The sequence below is a fragment of the Peribacillus sp. NPDC096447 genome (assembly GCF_044762725.1).
In the GTDB taxonomy this organism is placed as follows: domain Bacteria; phylum Bacillota; class Bacilli; order Bacillales; family DSM-1321; genus Peribacillus.
Genome location: NZ_JBIWEV010000004.1, coordinates 470269 through 490136, shown reverse-complemented (window position 1 = coordinate 490136; position 19868 = coordinate 470269). Strand labels below are relative to the sequence as shown.

Sequence of the window (19868 nt, the reverse complement as noted above, 5' to 3'; positions counted from 1 at the left end):
GTGCCGGGAATTAAAAGTGGGATCCCCACAAAAGGAGATAAGTATGGAGGAGCCGTACGATGAACCGCAGGAAGGGATTCCATTTATCCTTTTCTATCCTGTTAAATAACAAATATAAACAAAATAAAAAGCGCTGCTCCGGTTGGAGTACGCCTTTTCATAAAGTGGGAATGGAATTGGGCACTTTATTTATCACTACTTACGGTATCTTTATTCTTTGTTGATTGTCGAAGCAAGTAACTGATTAAGAAACTAGATCCACCGGTTATGTAAAAGATGATGGCCCAATCTTCTGCCTTTTCAACTCCAAAAAACCGGAGGGTTAAACCAACGAAACTTAGTACAAAGATAATTTCGAAAAATACGGTCAGTTTCTTCACTATAAAAACTCCTTTTCTAAGTTTAAAAGCTGATTATGTATAACATGGATTTTTGCTCTTGATTATAGCGTTTAAAAAATGTAAACCTCATTCCTCCATCCGGGAGCAACGAAATTACTAATCCATGAAAGGAAATTTTACCATAATTTACATAGGAATTCCATGAATGTAAAAGGATTTGCGGAAAGACGAAACCACCTGTGGCAAAGGGTTTTCGGGTTTCCGAAACATTGCCTTTTTTACCTTTTTTTTCTTTTTTTCTTTTGTATTATTAAAGCAAGATATCGTAAATGACATTAGGAAATTTTAAAAAAAACCAAAAGGTGGATGATTAAAAATGTTAAGTATCGCTATTAAAATTTATAACGCAATCGTAAAATACGGATCTAGAGCATGGGACGCAATCAAAGCTGGCGCATACTCAGTATACAGTGCAGCAAAAGCTGCATGGGAAGCTGGATACTGGGCTTTCACTAAATGGTTAGCATCAAACGCAAGTGCACTATATGCAATCTATGATGCATTAAGAGCTGCTGGACTAATAGATTAATTTATTAATTTAACTTAAGCAACAAAACCTAATACTTATCCTAATGTCATTACTTTATCTGTAATTTCTGGTACTATATAGATACTATGAGTTAAATTGGATGTGATTGCGATTAATAGTATAGAGGTTCATCATCTAAATAAGAGTTTTGGTTCCAAGAAAGTATTAGACAATTTAAATTTAACTATTGAACATGATTCAATAGTAGCGATAGTAGGAAGTAACGGAATTGGGAAAAGTGTTTTCTTAAACTGCTTATTGAACTTCATGGATTATGATTCAGGTGAAATTAATATTTTGAATAAAAATCATAATAATCATAACTTCCTGAGAACAGTTACTTCGTTTGTTTCGGTTGATAATCAACTGCATTTGGAGAAGGTTACCGGAAAAGAGTTCTTTGAACTTATAATTTCTATATACAACCTTCCAGAAGAATCAGTTGTTGCTAAATATACATCCTTAGCGGAGGAATTGAATGTCATAAATCAATTAGATTCCACATTTAGTTCTTTATCTTTCGGAACAAAGAAAAAAATCCAATTGATCGGTAGCATTCTTTATAATCCTAAGGTATTGGTATGTGACGAAATTTTCGAGGGCTTGGACCATGAGGCTGTTAACTGGGTGAAAGCATATTTCCTAAAACGAAAAGCAAATGGAGAAGCAACTTTATTCACAAGTCATATCATGGACCATACATGGGATATTTCCGACCGCATATATCAATTGGAAAATGGAAAGCTTCATAGTCAAAAAAATGAAGAAATGACAGAGAGGGTAGTAGAATGAATTTTCATTCATACAGCAAGTTATACAATATCTATACCGAAGAAAAGAGTCTAAACCAAAAACAAAAAGCTGTAAAATTATTATTCACAGCTCTTTTTTGGGTTTCTTTGCTCTTTATCCTTTTGTCTTTTTTTGATGTACATACGAGTACGGTAATCTACTATTATATCATTGTGCTCACTGTAATCGAGTTGTTATTGCTTTTTGTGTTTATGGCTTTATATGAAAGCACCACTTATATCATAAGCTTTTCCAAAACCATTCCGATTAAGCCCAACCAACTCTTTTTTTATCATTTGATTAAATCGAACCTAACAGCAGAAATTGTTCTAGAGCTTACAATCGTGGTTTCTTTTCTTTTATTTTACGGGGCATCAACGTTGAATATCCTATTGCTATTATTCTTTGTTTTCTCATTGAAGTTTCTTCGGACATATTCTGAGTTTTTTATCCTTTGGTTTAAGAAGTATCAGGTTCGATTCCCGTATTTTTCGGCCATTACCCTTCTCATCGTTTTAATATTTTATATTAATTCAAGTAAACTTTCGCCTTTATTATCCAAATTAGATTTCACGATAACAACCATTTTGCTTATTCTCTGTATGTTTTTAGTAATAACGTTTATCACTTATCCAATCATTGTCGGTGGGTTAATAAAAGAAAAAGGTGCCAATCTAAATTCTCAGAAGTTCAATCACGTCACAAACCGGATATCTACAAGGGTAGTGAATATCCTCATACGGAATAAAGTTATAAATGGTCTAATAAAGTACAATTTCTTCAGGCTACTGAGAGATGTTAACTATATTAGTAAACTCATTACGATTAATATTACAGTTATCGTCTTTAATTTAATTAGTATGTATTTACCATTTATGGAAATCGAAGATATGCATACTAACTTTTTCGTGGATACCATTTATATTGCATTTTTCGTCAACTTCCTAAATTTAACAAATATCAAAATTGAATACAAATTACATCAAAAGCTTAGACTTGATGTATTACCCATTTCATTAAAAATGGAACGAATCGCCGTAGACATTACGAATGGTTTTTTTCTGATTGTAACGTTCACGCTTCTTCTTTTATTAAAAGTATTGGTAGAGGGCATTCCCTTTTTATTGATACTTGATGGCTATAAGGCCTTCTACTGTTTTCTAATGTTAAGCTTAATCATAGATTGCTTTTATAAGTATGAAATTCAAAAGAAGATAAAGGCCTTGATGATCGTTTCGTATATGGTTATTGGAATCAGTATTGAAACGTTATTTATTATGAAAACAATCTTTATAATTCAAATGACTATAGCCGTTACATTGACACTGATCCTTTACTTCCTGAGGTATAGAGAAAAACCGAAAAAACAAAAGGTGATTAACTACCAATATAATGGAAATGGATAAAGTTACGGGGAATCTAATGGCCAATCTCAATGCAGAAGGAAAAAGGAAAAACTCAATAGAATTTACCTTCAGACTGTAGACAAATTCGAAGAAAGCGAGTTTGCCTACAGTTTTTTTCTTTAAAACGTTCCAGTTGTTTTCGGAAATCCGCTTACTTTCCGCCGACTGTCTGCCAAGCCTCATCAAAGCAAGCATCTTGCGGGATTTCTTCTATCCAGTTATACGGCACGGATGCCGGTATGAAGATCGAAATGAAGATTTCTTCAATCATAATTGAGTTTAAAGAGAATACCTTCTGGCTTTTCAGCAATCGTGACTTTCCGAATAAAAAGGGGATGCCGCGTTCTGCGACATCCCCCCAAAATTAATTTTGTGCCGACCATTCCTCTACATCCCATACTTTGGTTACCCAATCTTCATAGAAATCAGGTTCATGGCATACAAGGACAATCGTTCCTTTATACTCTTTCAATGCACGTTTCAGTTCTTCTTTTGCAACGACATCCAAATGGTTCGTCGGTTCATCGAATAACAGCCAATTGCTTTCGGTAAGCATGAGTTTACATAGGCGCACTTTTGCTTGTTCTCCACCGCTTAAATGGCTCATCGGACGTGTAATGTGCTCGTTTTTCAAACCGACACGGGCAAGAATCGCACGTACCTGCGGTTGGTCCAGATGCGGAAATGCATTCCATACTTCATCGATCGGCGTCGTATCGCCTGCTTTCACTTCTTGTTCAAAATAAGAAGAAAAAAGGAAATCTCCAAGTGATCTTTTACCGCCTAGAGGATCGATTTTACCCAAAATCGTTTTTAATAGAGTGGATTTACCAACTCCGTTACAGCCGACCACGGCAATTTTTTCTCCCCGCTCGATGGTCATGGATAACTTGGGAAGCAATGGGCGGTCATATCCGATTTCCAGATCTTCACCTTCAAAGACATAACGGCTGCTCGCACGTGACTCTTTAAAGTCAAAGGTAGGTTTCATTGCAGTTTCTGGACGATCGATACGCTCCATTCGATTCAATTGCTTTTGACGGCTCTTTGCCCGGCCTGTCGTTGAATAGCGTGCTTTATTTTTTGCAATGAAATCTTCCTGCTTTTTAATGAATTCGCGCTGTTTTTCATATGCGTTAATATGTTGGTTTTTATTCAATTCAGCCAGCTCAAGGAATTTTTCATAAGTTGCCGTGTAACGGGTCAGTTTAGAAAATTCAAGATGGAAAATGACGTCGACGACACCGTTCATGAACTCAGTGTCATGCGAAATCAATAGAAATGCATTAGGATATTCCTTTAAGTAGCTGCTCAGCCAGCGGATATGCTCTACATCCAAGTAGTTCGTCGGTTCATCAAGGAGCAGTACTTCAGGCTGTTCCAAAAGTAGCTTGGCCAGTAAAACCTTTGTCCGTTGTCCGCCGCTTAGGGCAGAGACATCACGGTCCAAACCGATTGCATCCAACCCTAAACCGCGTGCCGCTTCTTCAATTTTAATATCCAGATTGTAAAAGCCGCCGGCTTCCAGCTTGTCCTGGATTTCACCCATTTGTTCCAAGAGTTCTTCAAGTTCCTCCGGAGTGGCAGTACCCATTTTCTCTGTAACTTCATTCAGTGCTTTTTCCTGCTCGAATAAAGGTAAGTATGCATCCCTTAAGACGTCGCGAATCGATTTACCTTTAGAAAGTATCGTATGTTGATCAAGATAGCCATATTCGACACCAGGTGTCCATTCGACCCGGCCTTCATCATGGATGAGTTGTCCTGTAATGATATTCATCATCGTTGACTTCCCGACACCATTCGCCCCGACCAGCCCAACATGTTCACCGGCCATCAGGCGGAACGATACATCCTTGAATAAGGTACGGTCGCCAAAGCTGTGTGCTAATTTATCTATAGAAAGTAAGCTCATTTTATATTGAACCTCCCAATTAATTTGAAAAAATCCCTAAGTTTCATCATACTAAAATCTGCACGGGATTGCTATCTAATCTATTAATTTACATATATGTGGGTACAGGGAGCCCCTCGAAGGGAAATCCTTATTGTGAACCAATGGATCCAATGCCATGCCGTGCATTATCGCCCTGTCTTAAATTATATGAGATAATGGAGGAACCAGTTTAAAAGCGAAAGGATGTTATTATGAGTAAAACAGTCGTACTGGCCGAGAAACCTTCGGTCGGCAGAGATATAGCAAAAGTGCTGAATTGCGGGAAAAAGGGTAATGGCTTTTTCGAAGGCGATCAGTATATCGTCACTTGGGCACTTGGTCATTTGGTCACCCATGCAGATCCGGAATCTTATGATGAAAAATATAAAACGTGGCGCCTTGAGGACCTGCCCATGCTGCCGCCTGCTTTGAAATTGGTCGTGATCAAGCAATCAGGCAAACAATTTCAATCGGTTAAAACACAATTGAATCGCAATGATGTCAAGGATGTCATCATTGCGACGGATGCAGGCCGTGAAGGGGAACTTGTTGCACGCTGGATTCTCGAAAAAGCGAATGTGAAGAAGCCGGTCAAACGGCTTTGGATTTCCTCTGTAACGGATAAAGCGATCAAAGATGGATTCAAAAATCTGAAGGATGGCAAGGAGTATGAAAACCTATTTGCCTCTGCTGTAGCAAGGGCGGAAGCGGACTGGATCGTTGGGATGAATGCGACACGTGCCCTAACAACGAAGCACAATGCCCAGTTATCCTGCGGGAGGGTCCAAACGCCGACACTTGCGATGATTGCAAAAAAAGAAGAAGAAATAAAACAGTTCCAGCCCAAGAAATTTTATGGCGTTTCGGCAATTGCAGAATCCAATTTGCGCCTGATTTGGCAAGATGCCCAATCAAAAGATATCCGCACATTCGATAAAACCCAGGCAGAAAAGGTTCTTGCAGCCGTTAAGGGGAAAAGTGCAGAAGTGGTTGAAGTGAACAAGGCACATAAGAAAAGTTTTGCCCCTTCTTTATATGATCTAACAGAACTTCAACGGGACGCCAATAAGAAATTCGGCTATTCGGCGAAAGAGACGTTATCGATCATGCAGCGCTTATATGAAAGCCATAAGGTCTTGACTTATCCAAGGACGGATTCACGCTTTTTATCAACGGATTTGGTTGATACGTTAAAAGAAAGATTACAGGCTGTAAGCATTAAACCATATGCCCAGTATGCATCTAGGATTCTGCGCAGCCCGATTAAAACCAATAAATCGTTCGTGGACGATAGCAAGGTTTCCGATCACCATGCAATCATCCCCACTGAGCAAACGCCACTGCCGGGAAAACTGAGCGACAAAGAATCGAAAATCTATGATTTGGTCGTTAAAAGGTTCCTAGCTGTATTGATGCCGCCTTTTGAATATGAACAAACGACCATCACCGCAAAAATGGGGCAGGAAACGTTCATGGCAAAAGGGAAGGTCGTCCTGAAATCGGGATGGAAGGAAGTCTATGATCACCAATTTGATGAGGAAGAAGTTAAGGATGGCCTTGCTGAGCAACTGCTTCCGAACGTTCAAAAAGGTGACAGTTTAACCATTTCGACTGTGAAACAATCAGAGGGTGAAACGAAACCGCCGGAACCATTCAATGAAGGGTCGCTTCTTTCGGCAATGGAGAATCCTGCTCGTTTCATGGCAGGGGAAAGCAAAGAGCTCATCAAGACACTTGGTGAAACTGGCGGGATTGGAACTGTTGCAACACGTGCGGATGTTATTGAAAAACTGTTCAATAGTTTCCTAATCGAGAAGAGAGGAAAGGGCCTTCATGTTACCTCGAAAGGAAAACAACTTCTTCAACTGGCACCTGAAGACTTGCGATCTCCAGCTTTGACAGCCCAATGGGAGCAAAAGTTAACTGCGATAGCAAAAGGGAAGCTGCCAAAGCAAGCCTTCATCGGCGATATGCGCGTTTATGCCAAAAATATCGTCCTTGAAATCAAAAATAGTGACCGAAAATTCAAGCATGATAACGTGTCAGGAACGAAATGTCCTGAATGCGGCAAGCTGATGTTAGAAGTGAATAGTAAAAAGGGAAAAATGCTTGTCTGTCAAGATCGTGAATGCGGCCACAAAAAAAGTGTTTCACGTGTAACAAATGCCAGATGCCCGCAATGTCATAAAAAGATGGAAATGCGCGGTCAAGGAGAAGCACAGACATTCACCTGTAAATGCGGTTTTCACGAAAAACTTTCTTCTTACAATAAACGAAGAGGGCAAAATAAGAATCAAAAAGTATCCAAAAATGAAGTATCCAATTATATGAAAAAGCAAAATAAGGAAGAGCCGATCAATACTGCATTGGCGGATGCCTTGGCCAAACTGAAATTCGATAAATAAAAGAAAAGAGTCCTTCACCTTTAGCTCCTTGGTGAAAGGGCTCTTTTTTATGGGTTATATGCATGGAACAGGTCTGGGCAAAGTTCCTTGCCGGCAGACCCGTCTTTCCTAAGGTTGCTGCTTGCTGAAGTGGCGAAATTGGAATAAAAGAAAAAGACGGCAGAAAGGGATGGAGCGCTCGCTCCATCCCTTTCCATATATCGCTGCATCTGTTAAGTTTCATTCAGTACGGTGCCATGTAAATCATATTCAAGTGTTTTGTCAGTGTGTGTGTGTTTATCCGAATCTACTCGTATGAGCGTACTGAATGGCTTCTGATCACCCGGACTGAAAACTGCTTCATCATTCTCTGGATTCCATAGGCTGTAAATACTCATGATCGTATCCTCCTCCTTTGGATGAGAAGACTAGTAATTCCCATATTTGATTATCATCCAACTCTTCAATTGACTCTAACGCTGATCACCGGGACTAAACACCGCTGCGTCATTCTCTTTGTTCCATTGGCTTCTGATTGTACTCATCATGCACTATCATCTCCTTTGGTGAGAATGTCTTACAGTATTCATATACCCGGATAGGACAGGTTAAAACATATATTTTTAAAAAAACATGATTATATCCTAAAAAATGATTATGTTGCTGAAATAACAAGTTGTAACATGCCGAGTTTGCGTCAGCTTCCAAATATTCAAAATGCCCCATGACGTTTTTCCATCAAGAAGTAACTCTCAGCTGTAGGCTTCGTACCCAGGCAACGTACATTTTCTGTAATGGGCCTTGGTTGAAAAGTTGGAAAAAAATCCGTACTTGTGAAAATTAAAGAACCTTTTCTACTATGTTGACAAATCATTATTGTAAAGTGATATAATTTTAAATTGTATGCATGACAAAAGGTAGGAGATAGAATCAAATGAATCAAAAATTAATTAATACTGAAAGTAAGTTCAGACCCGAAATCGAAGGGTTACGCGTTGTTGCTGCACTGCTGGTGGCGGTTTATCATATATGGCTTAATCGTGTTTCTGGCGGGGTTGATGTATTCTTTGTAATTTCAGGTTTTCTTATTACTACTTCAATTGTTTCCACAATTAATCGAACAGGGGAATTTCGGTTTCGGCCATATGTCACAAAATTAATGAAAAGATTACTTCCTTCTGTATTTTTTATTCTTGCAATTGTTCTGGTTTTAAGTTGGTTTTTATTACCTAAATCAATTTTAGATAAAACTATACATGAAGTATTTGCCTCCATGTTTTTCTATCAAAACTGGCAACTGGCTTTTTCGAGCACGGATTATTTAGATTCCAGTCAAATGAAAACACCTGTTGAACACTTTTGGGCTTTGTCTATACAAGGACAATTTTATATAATTTGGTTTTTATTATTCACTTTGATTTTATTTTTAATAAAAAAATATAAATTAACTAAAGTTAAAACATTAATTAATACGATTTTAGGAATATTATTTGTTTCTTCTTTTATATACTCCATATATTTAACCTCTGTCAATCAGCCATGGGCTTATTTCATAACGATGACACGTGTGTGGGAATTTGCTTTAGGCAGTTTGCTCTGTATCAATTTATCATCAATTAAGGTAAATAAATATATAGCAACAGTGATAGGGTGGCTTGGATTAATCGGTTTAATTTTAACGGGAATAGTTTTCAATGTATCTGAAATGTTTCCGGGGTATATTGCCTTATGGCCAATGACCTGCGCATTATTCATTGTTTTGTCTGGTACACGCGATACAAAATATGGTGTCAAACGCTTTTTAGGTTCACCCGTAATGGTGAAGCTAGGTGGAATCGCTTTTGGAATCTACTTGTGGCATTGGGTACTATTGGAGTTCTATCGTTATAATGTCCAAGAAACTCCAGGATTCATCGTCGGAACGCTTATTATCATTTCATCAATTGCCCTTTCTTTTTTAATGACTCGGTATATAGAAGAACCAATCCGAAGCTCAAAGGACAATAAATTCTCATTCAAGAGACTCGGGATAATGGGCAGTTTGAATGTACTCTTGATTGCATCTCTTTTAATTGGAGTATATATAGATCAAAATAAACTGGAAAATAATATAAACGATAAAAATTATCCAGGAGCGTTAGCTGTAAAAAACCCTGATGATATACCTGATCAAGAACCAATTCCATCATATTCTGAAGTCTTTGATGATTTACCACAAGCGCATTTGGACGGCAGTAACCAAGGGTTGAAGGAAAGTGACTTGAAAATTGGGGAATATGGCGAAACTGAAAATTACGATGCTACAATTGCCCTGATCGGCAGTTCCCATTCAGAGCATTGGTTAGGTGCCATATTACAAGCAACAAAAGATGATAATTATCGTGTATTGAATATGACCCGTTCAGGTACACGTTTTTCAACAGGTTATGCGGATGATGATTTGAAAGGTATCTGGGTCAATAATGTTCTCGATTATCTAAAGGATGCAGATGTAGATCTAGTCATTTCTCACGCCACAGCTTCTGATACGCCTAATAATAAAATACAGCAACAGATGGTTGATCAGCTGCAGTATGTTAAAGATGAATATGGTATTGAAGTGTTAGCTGTTCGTGATGATCCAAGATATAGTTTTAATGTACTGGAATCATTAGAAACAGATGGACTAGAAGAAACTACAAAAAAAATGAATTCAGTAGATAATCAGAAAGACGAAAGCTTTTGGAGACAATTTGAAAAAGAGAATAAATCATTGCATAAAATTGACTTAACAGATTACTTTAAAGTGAACGGTAAATTTCAGCCCATTATTGGCAATGTTATAATTTATCGGGACAATAGACATTTAACGAATACTTATTCTGAAAGTTTTGGACCTATTTTTGAAGAAAAAATCAACGAGATAGGCTTAGATAGAAAGTAAGTATAGCTAAAGGGAATTTTGTTTGGAACTATTGGTTATCTTGATATAAAAAATCTGAGTTCTGTGTTTTACAGGGCTCGGATTTTTTTATATGAACTTGTGATTAGCTTTGTCTAACCGCCCCATAAATCACAAGAAAAAACCCTGTTACTACGCGGAAGAACCGCATTGTAACAGGGTTTTTTAATTAGCGTCCCAGATAGGAATCGAACCTACGACCTACAGCTTAGGAGGCTGTCGCTCTATCCTGCTGAGCTACTGGGACATATAAAAAAGTCGACGACTTATTTATTATATTTCTTATAGGCAAACTTTTCAAGCTAATAGCACATACTTATGAAAAAAAATCCTCATTAATGCTTAACAGGTCACTAAGCTCTCATCTTTCCTTTTTTTCATTTAATGGAATACTTTATTAATCACTAGTTTTCCGGTACTATTTTACTATAAAAAATCAGGAGAATGATAGTGGGAAAATATAGAGTTTTATGGATGGTTGCATTGCTGGGGATTTTGATTTTACCTGGATGCTCACAAGGGATTTTAGAAGGTATAGGCACAAGGACGGCTCCGCAGAATGCGGAAGGGCAGGAAGTGGAGGGCAAAATCGATACGGAAGACTGGATAACGGCCGAGTCCGACGTCCAGCTTCCAATCTTGATGTATCATAGCATTTCTGAAGGTAATCGCCTTCGGGTTCCAAGAGAGGAATTCCGTTCTCAGATGGCTTGGCTTCGGGAGAATGGCTACTATACATTATCTCCTGAAGAAGCATTCCTCGTTTTAACCGAGAACCGGATGCCAAGTGAGAAGTGCGTCTGGCTTACTTTTGATGATGGCTATACAGATAACTTCACGGAGGCTTTCCCGATATTAAAAGAAAATGATATGAAAGCAACTGTTTTCATGATCGGGAAGTCCATTGATAAAGGTCATCACCTGACTGAAAATCAAATGATGGAGATGAGCGGGAATGGGATTTCGATCGAAAGCCATACTATCAACCATTTGGAGCTGAACCGCATGACGGCAGAGCAGCAAGAAGCTGAAATGGTCCAGTCGAAGGGGCTATTCGACCGTATTCTCGACCAGGACACGACAGTGCTTTCCTATCCGGTTGGCCGGTATAACGAAGTGACTCTCAGGCTGTCAGAAGAAGCCGGATACAGATGGCAGTCACTACCGAACCTAGGGGAGCTTCAAGGGAACAAGGGATGCATGCCCTGCATCGAGTTCGGATTTCACCCGGGTTATCAGACGATGGGTTTGCGTCACTGATTGAAAATGCTTCAAATCATTGAAGGTGGGAGGATCATTTCGAACCTGTTCAGAAAAATCATATAATAATCGATTCTTACATGGTGTATAATGAAGGCAGTGAAAATTATATACATATGAACGATTTGGTGTCGTAATGACTTAAAAGGGAAGCTGGTGAAATGCCAGCGCGGTCCCGCCACTGTATATGGGAGCTGACGGCTGTGTACCACTGTATGAGATATGGGAAGGTGCCGTTGACGATGACCATGAGCCAGGAGACCTGCCAAAATTCGTACACCTGTAACCTACGCGGATGGGAAGGTGTGTGGCAGACCATAAGAAGTCCGTAATGATATTGTTGCCATACAAGCACCTTCCGTTTAACGGGAGGTGCTTTTTGTTTTGGGGGCATCTTCCGAGATTATTAGGTGGAAAGAAATTAAATAAAAAGATTGTGGGGAATGAAAATGAAGAAAATTTTTGGTCTGATACTGTTGATGTTGCTTGTTGCAGGCATGATGGTCGGCTGCAGTGACACTACTGATGAAGGAAAAGAAAAGCAGCAAACGAATCATGCTCAACACGAAGCTTTCCCGATTACGATTAAAGATGCAACTGGGGAAAAAGTAACGATAGAACAAAAACCGAAGAAAATCGTTTCGTTAATACCAAGTAATACGGAAGTGGTCTTTGCACTTGGTTTGGGTAAAAAGGTCATTGGTGTTTCCGATAATGATAATTACCCGGAAGAAACGAAAGAAATTGAAAAAGTTGGCGGAATGGAAATGAACACAGAGCTGATTGTCTCCATGAAGCCTGACCTTGTTCTTGCCCATGCATCAAGTGCCCATAATTCGAATGAGGGTTTACAGCAGCTTAAGGATGCTGGAATAGATGTCCTCGTAGTCAATGATGCACAAAGCTTTGACCAAGTCTATGAGTCTATTGAAATGATTGGACAGGCAACGGGAGAACATGACAAGGCAGATGAAATCGTTGCGGATATGAAAACGAAGCTCAAGGATATCGAGGAAAAAGCCAAATCCGTAAAGGAAGAGGATAGGAAGACTGTTTTAGTGGAAGTTTCGCCTTCACCGGAAATATACACACCGGGAAAAAATACTTTCATGAATGAGATGCTTAATATTATTTCAGCGGATAATGCTGCTGCTGATTTGGACGGTTGGGCAAAAATTGATGAAGAGTCGATGATTGCTGCAAATCCGGATGTCATCATTACAACATATGGTTATTATACGAAAGACGCAGTAAATGAAGTGACGGGCCGAAAAGGATGGCAAGACGTAAATGCCATTAAGAATGGCCAAGTCTTTGATGTCCATTCAGACTTGGTGACCCGTTCAGGTCCACGCTTGATAGAGGGAGTAGAGGAACTTGCCCAAAAAGTCTATCCGAACCTATTTGACAACTAAATGGACGGTTGCTTATTTGATTGCGTTGTTAATTTTGTTATTCGCAATGACGATAGGCATTTCCTTTGGTTCGGTGTCAGTACCGATTTCCGTACTTTTACAAATAATCGGCAAGGAGATCTTTCATTTGCCGATTTCTGCTGATCCGGATGTGATGCTGACGAATATCGTGATGAACATCCGCTTGCCGCGTGTGTTGCTTGCGGGTTTGGTCGGGGCATCGCTTGCGATTGCGGGTGCGGCATTTCAGGGGCTGCTCCGGAACCCGCTCGCTGATCCTTACACATTAGGTATTTCATCAGGAGCATCGGTCGGCGCCGTATTGACAATATTCTTGAATATATCACTGCCGTTCATCGGTTTATACACTCTTCCGGCACTGAGCATCTTATGCTCAGTGCTCACGATGCTCTGCGTATTGACTTTTGCAAAAAAAATGGATCGATCCATGAAAGTGGAAACGATCATTTTAACGGGAATCATTTTCAGCTCGTTTTTAAGTGCATTCATTTCATTGATGATTGCGCTGACGGGTGATGAATTAAGACAAATCATCGGCTGGCTGATGGGAAGCGTTTCAATGCGCGGATGGAATTATATTGCAATCATTTTGCCGTTTTTTATCATTGGTTCCTTTATCTTGATCATGAATACAAGCGAATTGAATGCGATGACTTTCGGGGAAGACCGGGCAAAACACTTAGGTGTGAATGTTAAGCGGCGGAAAATGTGGATCTTGATAGCCGGTTCGACATTGACAGGGGCGGCGGTTGCCGTTTCAGGGGCGATTGGCTTTGTAGGATTGGTCATTCCTCATTTTGTCCGAAAGTTATGGGGACCTGACCATAAACATTTGCTTCCGCTGTCATTGTTGATAGGAAGCGGATTTCTAATTTTGGCTGACTTTGTAGCACGGACGGTCATTGCCCCATCGGAACTGCCGATCGGGGTGATCACCTCACTTATCGGGGCACCTGCATTTGCGCTGATTTTATTAAAGAGACGGAGAGAAGGGTAAAAACGGATGCTTGAAGTTAAAGGGTTAACAGGTGGATATGACAACAAAGCTGTTTTGGACTCTGTCTCTTTTGATGTACATAAAGGAGAATTATTCGGGATTATTGGTCCTAATGGCAGCGGAAAAACGACGCTTTTAGGTATGCTTAGCGGGGTGCTCGATTATAAGGGCGGAAGCGTACGGATAAGAGGTAGGGATTTGAAGGATTATTCGTCAAAACAACTTGCACAGGTCATTGCTGTGCTCCCTCAACATTCCTCATTAGCTTTCTCCTATATAGTAAAAGAGACGGTCTCACTTGGGCGATATGCCCATCAGTCAGGTTGGTTCCATAGTTGGTCCGCAGAAGATGAAGCGATTGTCCAACGGGTTATGGAACAAACGGGCGTAGCCAATTTTCAGGATCTGCATTTTGAACGATTATCAGGAGGGGAGAGGCAGCGGGTGCTGCTGGCACAGGCACTTGCCCAAGAGCCTGAAATCCTTTTTTTGGATGAACCTACGAATCACTTGGATCTTTCCTATCAAAAAGACCTTCTTGATTTAATGAGGAAAATGGCAAAAGAGCAGAATTTGACCGTTATTTCAATTTTCCATGACCTGAATTTGGCTGGGTTATATTGTGATCGGCTGATGTTGCTTGAGAAAGGGAAAATTCAGGTTGTTGATGTGCCGAATGAAGTGCTCCAACAGGAACGGATTCAGGGTGTATATCATACGACGATCGAAAAACATCCACATCCCGCCCTTCCGAAACCGCAGATGTTCATCGTTCCGGAAAAGCATGGCCATGATACTATTCCATTGGAAATTGATGAATCTTATTTGACAGTCGGGCCTGAGATGATTCAATTGCATTCTCCGATCCCGCTTAGAACGATGTCTTCCGGAGTGACTGGTTCAGGGACGGGCTGGCATAAATATTTTGTGAATAGGCACGTCCATCATGGCTATGACTGCGAGGATCATCATGTTGAAATGGCCGATTATTTAAAAACTCATGGTTTTGAACCTCAGGAGACGGTAGGGATGATGACAGCTGTCTTTCTCGATACGGTTGCCTTCAAGCTTTTAAGAGCTGAAGATTTCTCTGTTTTCATTATCGTGACGGCTGGTGTAGGGAATGCCATCGACGCTTCTTTAGCTGACCGGCATTCTTGGAGTTCCGCTCCGGGAACGATAAATACATGGATATTCGTAAATGGACATTTGGCAGAAGAGGCTTTCATCCACAGTATAGTTACTGCGACCGAGGCAAAAGTAAAAGCGCTTCATGATTTGCATGTACTGGATAAGGTGACAAATACATGTGCAACAGGAACATCCACTGACAGCATTTTGATTGCGGCTGCTCAAAGAGGGGCAAAGCTTCAATATGCAGGCACCATCACTCCGTTAGGGAAGCTGATCAGTCGCGGCGTATATGATTGTACAGTGGAAGCATTAAAGAATAATCGGAAAAGGATTGAGGATTTATGATCTATCATCATCTTTTTGCGGTTACGCTGGCATTTTTCCTTGATCTATTAATCGGTGATCCGCCAAATTGGCCGCATCCGGTCAAATGGATAGGAACGATGATAAGCAAGCTGGATCTGGCATTCAATAGAGGGGCATATAAGAAACGGAATGGACTCTTCATGTTGATCATCGTCTTATCGGCGGTGTTATTGATTACGGGTCTTACCGTCTATTTGGCTTATCTAATCCATCCGCTTGCAGGTATCCTTTGGGAAGCTGCTGTCATTTCTACTACGATAGCTCAGAAGGGCTTGAAGCAAGCTGGGATGGATGTTTGCCTTCCGCTTAATGAACGCGATTTTCCTGAAGCGAGGCTAAAGCTTTCCTATATCGTGGGCCGTGATACGGAGGATCTTGATGAATCCGAAATCGTCAGGGGCACCGTGGAAACTGTAGCTGAAAATACCAGTGATGGGATTACAGCCCCAATGTTTTGGGCAGCTATTGGCGGTGCGCCGCTCGCTATGGTGTACAGGGCAATTAATACATGCGATTCCATGGTAGGGTACAAAAATGATAAATATGGGCAATTCGGCTGGGCTTCAGCCAAGCTCGATGATATCGTGAACTGGATTCCCAGCCGCCTCACCGGTTACCTGATGTTACTGAGCTCAAAATCCCGCTATCATGGATTTGGTGCTAGATGGAAGATATTATTCAATGACGCAAAAAAACATCCAAGCCCGAATAGCGGGTGGTGTGAAGCAGGCGTTGCTGCGATTTTGGGAATACAGCTTGGAGGCCGTAATATGTACAAAGGAATTGTTTCCGACCGTGCGAGGATGGGAGTCCCGCTTGTTCGATTGGAAGCAAAACATATACCAAAAACGATTACCATCATGCATCGGTCATCTTTTCTATTTCTGCTGATGCTATGGCTAGGGGGGCTTATTCTTGACATTACCTTCTCATGGCTCTAATCCTCATTATCTTTATGAAGCGCTGAAAATCGAGATGCCTGAAGCGGTTCTCGACTTCAGTGCTAACATCAACCCATTGGGTCCGCCTTTACGCATAATGGAACAGTGGGCTGGTTTTTTCGAAGGAATCCTTCAGTATCCAGATCCGCATGCCATTGAACTGACAAAATCCATTGCAAAAAAAGAAGCTCTTCCTGAGCAATCCGTTTTGGTGGGGAACGGTGGTGCCGAAATAATCATGCTGGTAGCGAACGGATTAGCCAATCAAAGGGTGCTGATCATTCAGCCGGCATTTGCGGAATATGCTGAAGCTTGTTTGGCAGCAGGATGTAAGGTCGATTTTCACCAGCTTGATGCTCCTGAGTGGCAATTGGACTTGGAGCGATTGATTCCCCAATTACCCGAATATGATGCAATTTTCTTATGTACGCCTAATAATCCGACGGGTGTTTCATTTAATCGGGATGCAGTCAGGGAATTGATCATGGAATGCCAAAAAGCGGATTGCCTGGTGGTCTTGGATGAGGCTTTTTATGATTTTACGGAAGATGCCTTTAGTTATGCTTCTTTAATCAATTCATTTCCACATTTACTCATTCTAAGATCAATGACTAAAATCTTTGCAATCCCGGGTTTGAGACTAGGCTACTTGCTTGCGGCACCTGACATCATAAAACGGGTAAGAAACTATAAGCCGCATTGGAGCGTCAACCACGTGGCGCTTGAAGTGGGGAAAATGTGTCTTGCGGAAGAAGCCTATATGAGAAAAACAAGAGACGATATTGCATTGCAAAAGCAAAAACTATTCCGGTTTTATGAGGAGCAAGGGTTGAATGTCTCCGCTAGCACAGTTAATTTTTATTTGGTGAAGGATGAATCTCTATCCCTTTTCCCCTTTTTGCTGAAAAAAGGAATTGTACCGCGCCATACCTATAATTTTCCGGGTTTGGACGGAGTGTGGCTTCGGTTTGCAGTGAAGAGTGAACATGATAACGAAGCACTGATGGAGGGGGTAAGACAGTGGAGAAAGCAAGGCTCTGTTTTATAACCGGGGGTGTCCGTTCAGGAAAAAGCAGCTTCGCAGAAAGAAAAGCACTGGAGTTTGCGCTCCAAACGAATGGGAACTTGCATTATCTCGCCTGCGGCCGTGTCAGTGATGCTGAAATGGGTGAACGCATCCTTAGGCATCGAAAAGATAGAGAAAGCAGCCCGATTGCTTGGAAGACCTCTGAATACGCAACGGATATTACAAGAATAGGGGCTGACATTGATCATGATTCCATAATTCTGCTCGATTGTCTGACAACCCTGCTTGATAACGAGCTATTTGGCCCTGGCATTCCGCTTGAAGAAGAATTCTTAAATAGCGTTTTTTCAAAAATAATAACCGGGATCAATGAGATAAGAAAACAATCCAGCTGTTTAATAGTCGTGAGCAATGAATTGGTGCAGGAACCGATTTTCCAGGATGATTTCCTCCATATATACGGAAAAACACTGGGCCTGCTTCATCAAACGATCGTCGGGCAGGCCGATGAAGCCTATCTTGTGGAAGCGGGAATTCCATTGCGGAAGAAAGGGTGCATGCAGGAATGAGCGGAGTGATCGGATTTTTAATTAACCTGCAGTTCTTTACGGTCTTTCCAATAAAGAAGCAGCTTCCGATGGAGAAGAAATATATTCACCGTGCCATTCAAACCTTTCCATTAGTAGGTCTTTTGCTAGGCTTGATATTGGGCGGCGTTTTGTATGCACTAGTGGAATGGACCCCATTGTCATCGCTTGCGATTGCCTTTTTCCTTTGGTTTTTGACGATGGCATTAACGGGTGGTTTGCATCTTGATGGCTGGATCGATGCAAGTGATGCTTTTTTTTCCTATCAGGATAAGAATAGGCGTTTGGAAATCATGAAGGATTCCAGGACAGGTGCATTCGGTGTCATCTCCGTCATAGTTCTATTGGCCGCCCGGTTTCTATTTATCTATGAAATTGTCGAAAGGGTAAATGAATGGACATACTTCTTGATCATAGCCCTTCCGCTCTTAAGCAAATGTGTGATGGGTTATTTACTCATTCGGATGCCGCTGGCTAAAAAAGAGGGGCTCGGTGCTTTTTTTCAAAGTGCAGTAACGAAAAGCAGTTTGCCCATTTATTGGCTGTATCTCCTTGTAAGTCTGACGATTGCCTGGATCATCGATTTTAAGCTTGTCACTTTATTTTTCATCATGTGCCTGGCTGCAATGATTTTACTGGTTTATATAAAACGTAAAGTCGTCAGTTGGTTCGGTGGGATAACAGGGGATGTACTGGGAGCATCCGTGGAAGGGGTTGAGCTTTGGTTATGGCTGATATTGTGGCTATTACACTACTTCGCCATGGGCTGACAGTAGCAAATGAGCGAAGGGCCTATTTAGGCTGGACGGATTCTCCATTAAGTACCGAAGGAGAAAAGGAAATACTGGACTTAAGGGGCTCTTACCCACAGTATGAAAAAATTCACAGCAGTGATTTGCCCCGTTGTGTGGAAACTGCACGACTTCTGTTTCCATATGCAGTTCCGGTCAAAAACCCTTCGTTCCGTGAGATGAACTTCGGCAATTGGGAAGGACGGACGTATCATGAGTTGAAGACAGATGGAGAATATCTTAATTGGCTGGAACGTCCCATGGAGGCACTGGTGCCTGGGGGTGAAAGCTATCCGGCATTTTCCGAGCGTGTTAATAAGGGCTGGAACGAATTGATTGCCTGTAAGGAGAACCGATTTGCCCTAATGACGCATGGAGGGGTAATGCGTGATTTATTGGTCCGCTATGCCCCGCAGGAAAAGTCTTTTTTTGATTGGAGGATTTCCCATGGCAGGGGATATGAGCTGATATGGGAAGACCGGAACAGCTTAAGGAGGGGAGAACGCTGCACTTTGTTACAGGAGGCGCCTATAATGGCAAAACAAAATGGGTAAAGCAATTGTATGGTTTGGAAAATGATGTCCTTTGGCTATCCGGTTATCGAAAAGAACAGCCGGAAATGATTGATTTTCAAGGCAAGACTGTTGCATTGCAAGGGTTGGATGCATGGATTCAACAAGATGCAGAAAAGATGGATTCAGATTCGATTCGAAAAAAATGGAAGGAAATCATGGCTGATTGGCGAATATGGGAGAAAGAAAGAGATGACCGCAACTGCATTGTGATAGGTTCAGATATCACCAAAGGCATAGTGCCGATGGAAGCAAGAGATCGCAGATGGCGCGATGCCTGCGGATGGGTCTTTCAAGATGTAGCATCCATATCATGGCGCGTTGATATCATCTGGTATGGAATTGACCAGCGAATAAAGTAGAGGAGG

At 41.0% G+C, this 19868-nt stretch carries 18 protein-coding genes, 1 tRNA gene, 1 pseudogene and 1 riboswitch; of the genes and pseudogenes, 15 read left to right on the top strand and 5 right to left on the bottom strand.

All coding sequences use genetic code 11. From position 1 onward, the window contains the following. Nucleotides 1–185: 185 nt before the first annotated feature. Nucleotides 186–380 (bottom strand): hypothetical protein, encoded by a 195-nt coding sequence (locus tag ACIQZD_RS16745; protein ID WP_402904663.1) that lies wholly within the window; start codon nt 378–380, stop codon nt 186–188. A gap of 337 nt (nt 381–717) precedes the next feature. Here ACIQZD_RS16745 and ACIQZD_RS16740 point away from each other — a divergent pair, with 337 nt between their 5' ends. From ACIQZD_RS16740 to ACIQZD_RS16730, 3 genes are all read left to right on the top strand, one after another. Next, nucleotides 718–930: a hypothetical protein gene (locus tag ACIQZD_RS16740; protein WP_402904661.1), complete on the top strand. Its 213-nt coding sequence runs from the start codon at nt 718–720 to the stop codon at nt 928–930. A 102-nt stretch (nt 931–1032) separates the two neighbouring features. Then, the gene (locus ACIQZD_RS16735) at nt 1033–1722 is read left to right on the top strand and encodes an ATP-binding cassette domain-containing protein (RefSeq protein ID WP_402904658.1); all 690 of its coding nucleotides are present in this window, start codon (nt 1033–1035) and stop codon (nt 1720–1722) included. Next, entirely contained in the window at nt 1719–3128 is a 1410-nt protein-coding gene (locus ACIQZD_RS16730) for a hypothetical protein (RefSeq protein ID WP_402904656.1), read from the top strand. Before ACIQZD_RS16735 ends, ACIQZD_RS16730 begins: the two co-directional genes overlap by 4 nt. A gap of 151 nt (nt 3129–3279) precedes the next feature. Here the strand turns inward: ACIQZD_RS16730 and ACIQZD_RS16725 are convergent, their stop codons facing one another. Then, nucleotides 3280–3438 carry a hypothetical protein gene (locus ACIQZD_RS16725; RefSeq protein WP_402904654.1) on the bottom strand — a complete coding sequence of 53 codons (159 nt, stop codon included), beginning with the start codon at nt 3436–3438 and terminating at the stop codon, nt 3280–3282. Nucleotides 3439–3492: 54 nt separating this feature from the next. After that, nucleotides 3493–5043, bottom strand: coding sequence for an ABC-F family ATP-binding cassette domain-containing protein (locus ACIQZD_RS16720; protein WP_402904652.1), 1551 nt, complete (start codon nt 5041–5043; stop codon nt 3493–3495). Between the two features lie 233 nt (nt 5044–5276). On the opposite strand from ACIQZD_RS16720, the gene ACIQZD_RS16715 reads away from it, so the two are divergent. Then, a complete protein-coding gene (locus tag ACIQZD_RS16715; RefSeq protein ID WP_402904651.1) occupies nt 5277–7469 on the top strand; it encodes a DNA topoisomerase III in 2193 nt (730 codons plus the stop codon). 212 nt (nt 7470–7681) lie between these two features. Here ACIQZD_RS16715 and ACIQZD_RS16710 read toward each other — a convergent pair whose 3' ends face one another. Beyond that, on the bottom strand, nt 7682–7846 hold the full coding sequence (locus ACIQZD_RS16710; RefSeq protein WP_402904649.1) for a hypothetical protein: 165 nt from the start codon (nt 7844–7846) through the stop codon (nt 7682–7684). A 536-nt stretch (nt 7847–8382) separates the two neighbouring features. On the opposite strand from ACIQZD_RS16710, the gene ACIQZD_RS16705 reads away from it, so the two are divergent. Next, nucleotides 8383–10371 carry an acyltransferase family protein gene (locus tag ACIQZD_RS16705; protein WP_402904647.1) on the top strand — a complete coding sequence of 663 codons (1989 nt, stop codon included), beginning with the start codon at nt 8383–8385 and terminating at the stop codon, nt 10369–10371. Between the two features lie 191 nt (nt 10372–10562). Here the strand turns inward: ACIQZD_RS16705 and ACIQZD_RS16700 are convergent. Further along, nucleotides 10563–10636, bottom strand: a tRNA-Arg gene (locus ACIQZD_RS16700). A gap of 197 nt (nt 10637–10833) precedes the next feature. Here ACIQZD_RS16700 and ACIQZD_RS16695 point away from each other — a divergent pair. From ACIQZD_RS16695 to ACIQZD_RS16650, 10 genes and pseudogenes are all read left to right on the top strand, one after another. After that, a pseudogene (locus ACIQZD_RS16695) lies at nt 10834–11672 on the top strand (polysaccharide deacetylase family protein). Nucleotides 11673–11758: 86 nt separating this feature from the next. Further along, nucleotides 11759–11933, top strand: a riboswitch (cobalamin riboswitch). A 165-nt stretch (nt 11934–12098) separates the two neighbouring features. After that, complete coding sequence (locus ACIQZD_RS16690; protein WP_483878406.1) at nt 12099–13064, top strand: ABC transporter substrate-binding protein; 966 nt, start codon at nt 12099–12101, stop codon at nt 13062–13064. Beyond that, on the top strand, nt 13027–14082 hold the full coding sequence (locus tag ACIQZD_RS16685) for a FecCD family ABC transporter permease (protein WP_402904643.1): 1056 nt from the start codon (nt 13027–13029) through the stop codon (nt 14080–14082). The genes ACIQZD_RS16690 and ACIQZD_RS16685 overlap by 38 nt, the downstream gene beginning before the upstream one ends. Before the next feature lie 6 nt (nt 14083–14088). Beyond that, a complete protein-coding gene (locus ACIQZD_RS16680) occupies nt 14089–15561 on the top strand; it encodes a heme ABC transporter ATP-binding protein (RefSeq protein WP_402904641.1) in 1473 nt (490 codons plus the stop codon). Next, complete coding sequence (gene cbiB, locus ACIQZD_RS16675) at nt 15558–16523, top strand: adenosylcobinamide-phosphate synthase CbiB (RefSeq protein WP_402904639.1); 966 nt, start codon at nt 15558–15560, stop codon at nt 16521–16523. The genes ACIQZD_RS16680 and cbiB overlap by 4 nt, the downstream gene beginning before the upstream one ends. Further along, nucleotides 16498–17571 carry a threonine-phosphate decarboxylase CobD gene (cobD, locus tag ACIQZD_RS16670; RefSeq protein WP_402904636.1) on the top strand — a complete coding sequence of 358 codons (1074 nt, stop codon included), beginning with the start codon at nt 16498–16500 and terminating at the stop codon, nt 17569–17571. The genes cbiB and cobD overlap by 26 nt, the downstream gene beginning before the upstream one ends. Further along, a complete protein-coding gene (locus ACIQZD_RS16665) occupies nt 17544–18119 on the top strand; it encodes a bifunctional adenosylcobinamide kinase/adenosylcobinamide-phosphate guanylyltransferase (protein ID WP_402904634.1) in 576 nt (191 codons plus the stop codon). The genes cobD and ACIQZD_RS16665 overlap by 28 nt, the downstream gene beginning before the upstream one ends. Then, nucleotides 18116–18907 (top strand): adenosylcobinamide-GDP ribazoletransferase, encoded by a 792-nt coding sequence (gene cobS / locus ACIQZD_RS16660; RefSeq protein WP_402904632.1) that lies wholly within the window; start codon nt 18116–18118, stop codon nt 18905–18907. Before ACIQZD_RS16665 ends, cobS begins: the two co-directional genes overlap by 4 nt. Continuing rightward, nucleotides 18865–19482 carry a histidine phosphatase family protein gene (locus ACIQZD_RS16655; protein ID WP_402904630.1) on the top strand — a complete coding sequence of 206 codons (618 nt, stop codon included), beginning with the start codon at nt 18865–18867 and terminating at the stop codon, nt 19480–19482. Before cobS ends, ACIQZD_RS16655 begins: the two co-directional genes overlap by 43 nt. Further along, complete coding sequence (locus tag ACIQZD_RS16650) at nt 19398–19862, top strand: bifunctional adenosylcobinamide kinase/adenosylcobinamide-phosphate guanylyltransferase (protein ID WP_402904628.1); 465 nt, start codon at nt 19398–19400, stop codon at nt 19860–19862. The genes ACIQZD_RS16655 and ACIQZD_RS16650 overlap by 85 nt, the downstream gene beginning before the upstream one ends. Nucleotides 19863–19868 lie beyond the last annotated feature (6 nt).

What these genes read in the sequence shown, in the direction of transcription:
- ACIQZD_RS16740 (WP_402904661.1), top strand. Translation starts at nt 718, where the DNA reads ATGTTAAGTATCGCTATTAAAATTTATAACGCAATCGTAAAATACGGA.
- ACIQZD_RS16730 (WP_402904656.1), top strand. Translation starts at nt 1,719, where the DNA reads ATGAATTTTCATTCATACAGCAAGTTATACAATATCTATACCGAAGAA.
- ACIQZD_RS16720 (WP_402904652.1), bottom strand. Translation starts at nt 5,043, where the DNA reads ATGAGCTTACTTTCTATAGATAAATTAGCACACAGCTTTGGCGACCGT.
- ACIQZD_RS16715 (WP_402904651.1), top strand. Translation starts at nt 5,277, where the DNA reads ATGAGTAAAACAGTCGTACTGGCCGAGAAACCTTCGGTCGGCAGAGAT.
- ACIQZD_RS16710 (WP_402904649.1), bottom strand. Translation starts at nt 7,846, where the DNA reads ATGAGTATTTACAGCCTATGGAATCCAGAGAATGATGAAGCAGTTTTC.
- ACIQZD_RS16705 (WP_402904647.1), top strand. Translation starts at nt 8,383, where the DNA reads ATGAATCAAAAATTAATTAATACTGAAAGTAAGTTCAGACCCGAAATC.
- ACIQZD_RS16690 (WP_483878406.1), top strand. Translation starts at nt 12,099, where the DNA reads ATGAAGAAAATTTTTGGTCTGATACTGTTGATGTTGCTTGTTGCAGGC.
- ACIQZD_RS16680 (WP_402904641.1), top strand. Translation starts at nt 14,089, where the DNA reads ATGCTTGAAGTTAAAGGGTTAACAGGTGGATATGACAACAAAGCTGTT.
- cbiB (WP_402904639.1), top strand. Translation starts at nt 15,558, where the DNA reads ATGATCTATCATCATCTTTTTGCGGTTACGCTGGCATTTTTCCTTGAT.
- cobS (WP_402904632.1), top strand. Translation starts at nt 18,116, where the DNA reads ATGAGCGGAGTGATCGGATTTTTAATTAACCTGCAGTTCTTTACGGTC.
- ACIQZD_RS16655 (WP_402904630.1), top strand. Translation starts at nt 18,865, where the DNA reads ATGGCTGATATTGTGGCTATTACACTACTTCGCCATGGGCTGACAGTA.
- ACIQZD_RS16650 (WP_402904628.1), top strand. Translation starts at nt 19,398, where the DNA reads ATGGGAAGACCGGAACAGCTTAAGGAGGGGAGAACGCTGCACTTTGTT.